This is a genomic window from Streptomyces sp. URMC 123 (assembly GCF_051386515.1).
GTDB lineage: Bacteria > Actinomycetota > Actinomycetes > Streptomycetales > Streptomycetaceae > Streptomyces.
This window is the reverse complement of the sequence record NZ_JBPQTV010000344.1, coordinates 1-6,721: the sequence shown is the minus strand read 5'-3', so window position 1 is coordinate 6,721 and position 6,721 is coordinate 1. Positions and strand designations below refer to the sequence as shown.

At 74.7% G+C, this 6,721-nt stretch carries 6 protein-coding genes; 5 read left to right on the top strand and 1 reads right to left on the bottom strand.

All coding sequences use genetic code 11. From position 1 onward, the window contains the following. The 5 genes from ACSNOD_RS26755 to ACSNOD_RS26735 all read left to right on the top strand — a co-directional run. Positions 1–1,307 (top strand): sensor histidine kinase (locus ACSNOD_RS26755; protein ID WP_436769631.1); only part of this gene is annotated, 1,307 nt, incomplete at its 5' end. 11 nt (positions 1,308–1,318) lie between these two features. Continuing rightward, on the top strand, positions 1,319–2,131 hold the full coding sequence (locus ACSNOD_RS26750; protein WP_436769630.1) for a response regulator: 813 nt from the start codon (positions 1,319–1,321) through the stop codon (positions 2,129–2,131). A 99-nt stretch (positions 2,132–2,230) separates the two neighbouring features. Beyond that, positions 2,231–3,502: a cytochrome P450 gene (locus ACSNOD_RS26745; protein ID WP_436769629.1), complete on the top strand. Its 1,272-nt coding sequence runs from the start codon at positions 2,231–2,233 to the stop codon at positions 3,500–3,502. 141 nt (positions 3,503–3,643) lie between these two features. Continuing rightward, complete coding sequence (locus ACSNOD_RS26740) at positions 3,644–4,375, top strand: hypothetical protein (RefSeq protein ID WP_436769628.1); 732 nt, start codon at positions 3,644–3,646, stop codon at positions 4,373–4,375. Between the two features lie 115 nt (positions 4,376–4,490). After that, positions 4,491–5,024, top strand: a complete 534-nt coding sequence (locus ACSNOD_RS26735) for a GNAT family N-acetyltransferase (RefSeq protein ID WP_436769627.1) — start codon at positions 4,491–4,493, stop codon at positions 5,022–5,024. Here the strand turns inward: ACSNOD_RS26735 and ACSNOD_RS26730 are convergent. Continuing rightward, on the bottom strand, positions 5,000–6,079 hold the full coding sequence (locus ACSNOD_RS26730; RefSeq protein ID WP_436769626.1) for a LacI family DNA-binding transcriptional regulator: 1,080 nt from the start codon (positions 6,077–6,079) through the stop codon (positions 5,000–5,002). The genes ACSNOD_RS26735 and ACSNOD_RS26730 overlap by 25 nt on opposite strands. Positions 6,080–6,721: the final 642 nt, after the last annotated feature.

Here is a 6,721-nt window from a genome sequence, read left to right as displayed (position 1 = left end):
CCACCGGCCCCCACCCCGCCCCGCACGCCTGGACGGAGTCCCACCTCGCCCGGGCGGCCCGGCACGTGTTCCAGGAGGACCTCACGCGGGACATGTGGGCCCTCGACCCACTGCGCCCCATCGGCGGCCCCCGCGTCGCCGCCCTGCCCCGCGTCGTCCGTACGGTGGTCCGCTGGCTGCCGCACGCCATGATCGTCGGCTTCGCCCTGCTGTTCCTGCTGGCGAACATGAGCCGGGACCCCGGCTTCGGCCTCGTCGACTTCGCCCTGCGGCTCGTCGGCTCCGTCGCCATCGTGCTGCCGCTGCTGATCCTCCTGTTCCGGCCGGTGGGCGCGTTCTGGGTGTCCCTGCTGGTGGCCATCCTGGGCGCCTTCTCCAGTGACTGGCCGACGCCCGGGTTCTTCGCCCATGTCGTGGTGATGGCCCTGGTCACCGTGCGGACCCGGCCCCGGGTCGCGTTCGAGATGTGGCTGGTCACCTTTGTCGCGCTGATCCCCGTCCGGGGGGTGTTCGCCGGCTCGTCGTTCGAGTCCGACCTCGCCGCCTGCGCGGTCCTCGCCGCGTTCGCCCTGGGCATCGCCGCCATCGGCCGCGCCTGGTGGCTCGCGCGGGGCCGGGTGACCGAGCAGGAGACCATCGTCGCGGACGTCCGCGGCCAGCACACCCAGCTGGAGGAGCGCGCCCGGATCGCGCGCGAGCTGCACGACGTCGTGGCCCACCACATGTCGGTGATCGCCATCCAGGCGGAGGCCGCGCCGTACCGGGTCAGCGATCCGCCCGAGGAGCTGACCAGGAGTTTCGCGACCATCCGGGAGAGCGCGGTGATCGCGCTGACCGAGCTGCGCCGGGTGCTGGGCGTGCTGCGGTTCGAGACGGCGGGCGCCCAGGAGACGCCGGACGCGCCGCAGCCGACGCTGGCCCGGCTCGATGAGCTGATCGACGGCGTACGGGCGGTGGGCATGGCCGTCGACGTGGTGCGGACGGGGGCCGAGCGGGAGCTGCCGCAGGGCGTGGAGCTGTCGGCGTTCCGGATCGTCCAGGAGGCGCTGAGCAACGCGCTGCGGCACGCGCCGGGCAGCGAGGTCCGCATCGAGCTCGGCTACGTCCTCACCGGCATCGGGCTGCGCATCGTCAACACGGCGCCGCGCGGTGAGGTCAGGCCGTCGCCCGGCATGGGGCACGGCGTGCTGGGCATGAAGGAGCGCGCCGCGATGCTCGGCGGCGAGCTGACCGCCGGTCCCACGGCGGACGGCGGCTACGAGGTGGCGGCATTCCTGCCGGCCGGCGGACAGGGGGCGGACGCGTGACGATCCGGGTGATGATCGCCGACGATCAGGTGATGGTCCGGGAGGGCTTCTCCGTACTGCTGGGCGCCCAGCCCGACATCGAGGTCGTGGGCGAGGCGGTGGACGGGTACGAGGCGGTGGCGCGGGTCGAGGAGCTGCGGCCGGACGTCGTGCTCATGGACATCCGGATGCCGGGGATGAACGGGCTGGAGGCGACCCGGCGGATCTGTGGCGGGGCGCCGTCGGCCGCGGGGCCCGCGGCTGCTTCCGGGTCTGGTTCCGGCTCTGCTTCCGGGGACGCGCTCGGGGGCGCGCTCGGGGGCGCGCTCGGGGGCGCTTCCGAGGGCGCGCTCGGGGCGGCCGGCCCCGGTGCGAGTGCGGCCGCGGGCGCCGGCGCGAGTGCCGCCGCGCCCACCCGCGTACTGATCCTCACCACCTTCGACCTCGACGAGTACGTCTACGAGGCCCTGCGCGCCGGCGCCAGCGGCTTCCTGCTCAAGGACGCCTCCGCCCGGCAGCTCGCCGACGCCGTACGGATCGTGGCCGCCGGCGAGGCGCTGCTCGCGCCGACCGTCACCAAGCGGCTGCTGGCGGAGTTCTCGCGGCTGGGCGCGCCCCGCGCCCCGCGGATGGACCGGATCGAGGCGCTCACCGAGCGCGAGACGGAGGTGCTGGCGCTGATCGCCCAGGGCCTGTCCAACGCGGAGATCGCCGCGCGGCTGGTGGTCACCGAGGCCACGATCAAGACGCATGTGAGCCGCATCCTGGTGAAGCTGGGCCTGCGGGACCGCACACAGGCGGCGGTGTTCGCGTACGAGATCGGCCTGGTGACGCCGGGCGGCTGACGCGAGGGCGTACGGCGCGGCTGGAGCGAGGGCGTACGGCGCGGCGATCACGACGGACGGACCCTGGGCGCGGGCGGCGGCCGAGCCTAGGCTCGGACCATGACCCGAGCCGAGGCCGCCGCCGTCTTCGACCCCTGGTCCCCGGAGTTCGTCGCGGACCCGTACCCGGCGTACGCGCGGCTGCGCGCGGCGGGGCGGGTGCACCGCTTCGAGCCGACGGACCAGTGGCTGATCCCCCGGTACGCCGATGTCGCCGCGCTGCTGCGGGACCGCCGGCTGGGCCGCACGTATCTGCACCGCTTCACGCACGAGGAGTTCGGCCGTACTCCGCCGCCGCCCGAGCACGAGCCGTTCCACACGCTCAACGCCCACGGGCTGCTGGATCTCGAACCGCCGGACCACACCCGTATCCGCCGGCTGGTGTCCCAGGCGTTCACCCCCCGTACGGTCGAACGGCTGGCCCCGACCGTACGGCGGCTGGCGGACGACCTGGTCGCGCGGCTGTGCGCGGACGGCGGCGGCGACCTCCTCGCCCGGGTCGCCGAACCGCTGCCGGTGGCCGTGATCGCGGAGATGCTGGGCATCCCGGCCGCCGACCGGCACCTGCTGCGCCCCTGGTCGGCGGCGATCGTCGGCATGTTCGAGCTGAACCCGACGGAGGAGGTGGCACGGCGGGCGGTGGACGCGTCGCGGGAGTTCTCCGCGTATCTGCGGGAGTTGATCGCCGAGCGGCGGTTCCGGCCGGGGACGGATCTGATCAGCGCGCTGATCGCGGCCCATGACGACCCGGGTGACAGTACTGCGCGCGCCGCCGGGGCGGGCGCCTCGCACCGCGTACGCGGCCGGCTGAGCGAGCAGGAGATGGTGTCCACCTGTGTGCTGCTGCTCAACGCGGGCCACGAGGCCACGGTCAACACCACGGCGAACGGCTGGCTGACCCTCTTCCGCCACCCGGAGCAGCTCGCCGCCCTGCGCGCCGATCCCGCTCTGCTGCCGACGGCGGTCGAGGAGTTGATGCGCTACGACACCCCGCTGCAGATGTTCGAGCGGTGGGTGCTCGACGACATCGAGATCGGTGGCACGGTGGTGCCGCGCGGCAGCGAGGTGGCGCTGCTCTTCGGCTCGGCCAACCGCGACCCCGAGCGCTTCGCCGACCCGGACCGGCTCGACCTCGGGCGCCGCGACAACCCGCACATCAGCTTCGGGGCGGGCCTGCACTACTGCCTCGGCGCGCCGCTGGCGCGCCTGGAGCTCCAGGCGGTGTTCGAGGCGCTGCTGCGGCGGGCGCCGGGGCTTCGGCCGGCGGCGGAGCCGAGGTGGCGGCCGGGGTACGTGATCCGGGGGCTGACCGAACTGCTCGTCGAGGTCTGACCGTTCGTGGCGTTCGACGACTGTCCGAGTCGTGTTGGCGTTACGTGTTGGAACCGTAACGGACTGAGCCCGCCCGAGAGCGACTCCGTACTCGACTGTGACCGCTCCGGACGAACCGGGGCGCCGGGAGGGGGAGTCGAGATGGTCGGCAAGCGAACGGCTCGTAGCGGCGGGGCACGTACGAGCACGGCCCGTGGGCGCACGGCTCGTCAGCGCGTGGTGGTGGCGGCCGCGGTCGCCACGGTCGTCCTGGCCGGCGGAGGCGTGACGGTCGCCGCCCTCCAGGGCTCCGGGGACGACGCGCCGGGGCGCGCGGTCGCGAACGGCCCCACCGCGCCCGGCACCGCCTCGCCCGGCGCGTCGAACGGCGACGCGGCGGCGGAGCGGGCGGGACAGGGGGGACGGCCCACGGAGAGCGCGAAGCCCTCGGGTTCGGCCGCGGCCTCACCGTCGACCTCGGCCTCGGCGGGGGACAAGCCCCGGGGCTCGGCCGGTACGACGCCGGGCTCGGCCGGCGCCTCCCCGTCCGCGCCGCCGGCCCCCGGGGGCGGTTCGACCGCGGCCGGCGGCCCGGCCGGCCGCCCGGCACAGGCCCCGGTGTGCCACGCCATCGGCGGCGGCAAGTACAACTGCACGGTCTGGCGCACCGCCTCCTCGTACGACGCGGCCGGCAACCGCGTCGGCGTCCTCAACGCCGGAACGAACTACTTCTACTGCCAGACGAAGGGCCGCCGGGAGACCAGCGGCCAGTGGACGAACGTGTGGTGGGCCAGAACGGACGACGACAGCGGCAACCGCGGCGTGTTCGTCAGCGACGTCTACATCAAGGGCGGCGACAACGACCAGCCCGTTCCCGGCCTCCCCCTCTGCTGACCACGAAGCGGCGCCCCACCGCTGTGCGACGCCCCACCGCCCCGCGGTGGAAAGGGCGGGTGCGTTAGGGTCGCACCCGCCCGAATCCCGCGCAGCCCGCACACCGAGGGAAACCGTGCAGCACTCCACGTCACCGTCCTCCCCGCCCTCCTCTTGGGCCACCCGGCCCGAGACCGAGGCGGACATCCCGGCCGTCCGCGCCATCCTCCTCGCCGCGTTCGACACCCCGCTGGAAGCCGACCTCGTCGACGCCCTGCGCGCCGACGCGGCATGGATCGACGGCCTGTCCGTCGTCGCCACCGACGCCACGGACCACCCCGTCGCACACGCCCTGCTGACCCGCTGCCACATCGGCGACACCCCGGCCCTGTGCCTGGCCCCCGTCTCCGTACGCCCCGAGCGGCAGCGGACCGGCGCCGGCTCCGCCGCCATCCGCGCCGCGCTCGACGCCGCCCGGGACCGGGGCGAGCACTACGTCACCGTCCTCGGACACCCCGAGTACTACCCGCGGTTCGGCTTCGAGCGGGCCTCCGCCCACGGCATCGGCCTGACCATCGACGTGCCCGACGAGGCCATGATGGCCCTCAGCCTGGACGGCGGCCCCCTGCCGTCCGGCACCGTCCGCTACGCCGCGCCGTTCGGCATCTGACCGGCGCGCCCCGCACCCCCACCCGCCGGGGGGAGTTCCCCCGAACCCCGGGCGATCAGCCGCGTCGTCAGCTCCACCCGGGCCGGCTCCCCGGCCTCCCCGTCCAGCCGCCGGAAGAGCCGCTCCGCGGCCGTACGGCCCAGCAGCGCCGCGTCCTGCGCCACCACCGTCACCCCGGGCGACAGCAGATCCGCCAGCTCGAAGTCGTCGAAGCCGACCAGCGCGACCGGCCACGGCCAGGCGGTGAGCACGCGCACCACCGTGACGGTCACCCGGTTGTTGCCCGCGAAGACCGCCGTGACCGGCTCCGGCCCGCCCAGCATCGCCTCGGCCGCCGCCCGCACCCGCTCCGGCGCGGTGGCGCCCAGCGACACCCAGCGCTCGTCGGCCGGCAGCCCCGCGTCCGCCATGGCCGCGCGGTAGCCGCGCAGCCGCTCCGTCGCGGTGTGAATGCTCGGCCGGTCCCCGATGAAGCCGATCCTGCGGTGGCCGTGCGCGATGAGGTGCGCCACGCCCTCGCGCGCGCCCGAGAAGCTGTCGGACAGCACCGTGTCCGCCGCGATCCGGCCCGCCGGGCGGTCCACGAAGACGGTGGCCACGCCCGCCGCGATCTCCGGCTCCAGATAGCGGTGGTCGTCGCTGGCCGGAACGATGACGAGGCCGTCCACGCGGCGGGCGCACAGCGCGAGCACGAGCTCCCGCTCCCGCTCGGCGTCCTCCGCGCTCGAACCGTGGATGAGCAGCGCGCCATGGGCGCGCGCGACCTCCTCCACGGCCCGGCTGAGCGGCGCGTAGAACGGGTCGGCCAGATCCTCCAGTACGAGGCCGACGCTCGCCGTGCGGCCTTTGCGGAGGACGCGTGCGCTGTCGTTGCGGCGAAAGCCGAGGGCCTGGATCGCCTCTTGGACCCGGCGCTCGGTGTCCGTGGTGACCCCCGGTTCCCCGTTCACCACCCGGGAGACCGTCTTGAGGCCCACGCCGGCCCGCGCGGCGACGTCCTTCATGGTGGGCCGGGACCCGTAGCGACGGGTGGTGGGGGAGGCGGTGTCGGTCACGGTGGGAATCCTGTCGTCGGCGCGTCTTCGGTCGTCGGCCCCCAAGAGTGTGCCCTTCGCTTGCGCGTTGCGCGACGTCCCCTCCGGGGTGGTTGGCGCGACGTCCCCGTTGTGGGTCGTCCGTGACGTGAGCGCCACAAGCGTTTGCCCGCCCCTTCGGGGCGGGGGTTGAGGGTTGCGGTCGTGCGCTCTGTCCGTGCGGGGTCGGGGCCGCACCGGGGTACCTCCTCGGCGGCGCACCGTGCGGGGTGTTCTTCGGCTCTCCCTGGGGAGATGTGCGCCGCGCTGCGGGGGCACCCCGCCACGTCCCCTCGGCTCTCGTCAGCGGCGCGCCCGCGGTAGGGGTGGAAAACCATCGGTGGTTGCGGCCGGCCCTCGGCTCCCCGCCTGTCTTTTTTCCGGCGAAGCCGGAGCTGTCTGGGGACAGCGGGTCGCGGATCACGGGCCAGCCAGGCACGCAGGGAGCGCGTAACCCCCACCCGCTTTGTGCGCCCCCGCCACCGGAGGGGACGTAGCGGGGTGCCCCCGCAGCGCGGCGCACGAAACGGCGAGAAAGCCGAAGAACCCACGTGCACGTGCGCCGCCGAGGAGGTACCCCGGTGCGGCACCGACCCCACCCAGCAACCAGGCGCGCAAACACCA

Coding starts and splice junctions, on each gene's coding strand:
- ACSNOD_RS26750 (WP_436769630.1), top strand. CDS start 1,319: ATGATCGCCGACGATCAGGTGATGGTCCGGGAGGGCTTCTCCGTACTG.
- ACSNOD_RS26745 (WP_436769629.1), top strand. CDS start 2,231: ATGACCCGAGCCGAGGCCGCCGCCGTCTTCGACCCCTGGTCCCCGGAG.
- ACSNOD_RS26740 (WP_436769628.1), top strand. CDS start 3,644: ATGGTCGGCAAGCGAACGGCTCGTAGCGGCGGGGCACGTACGAGCACG.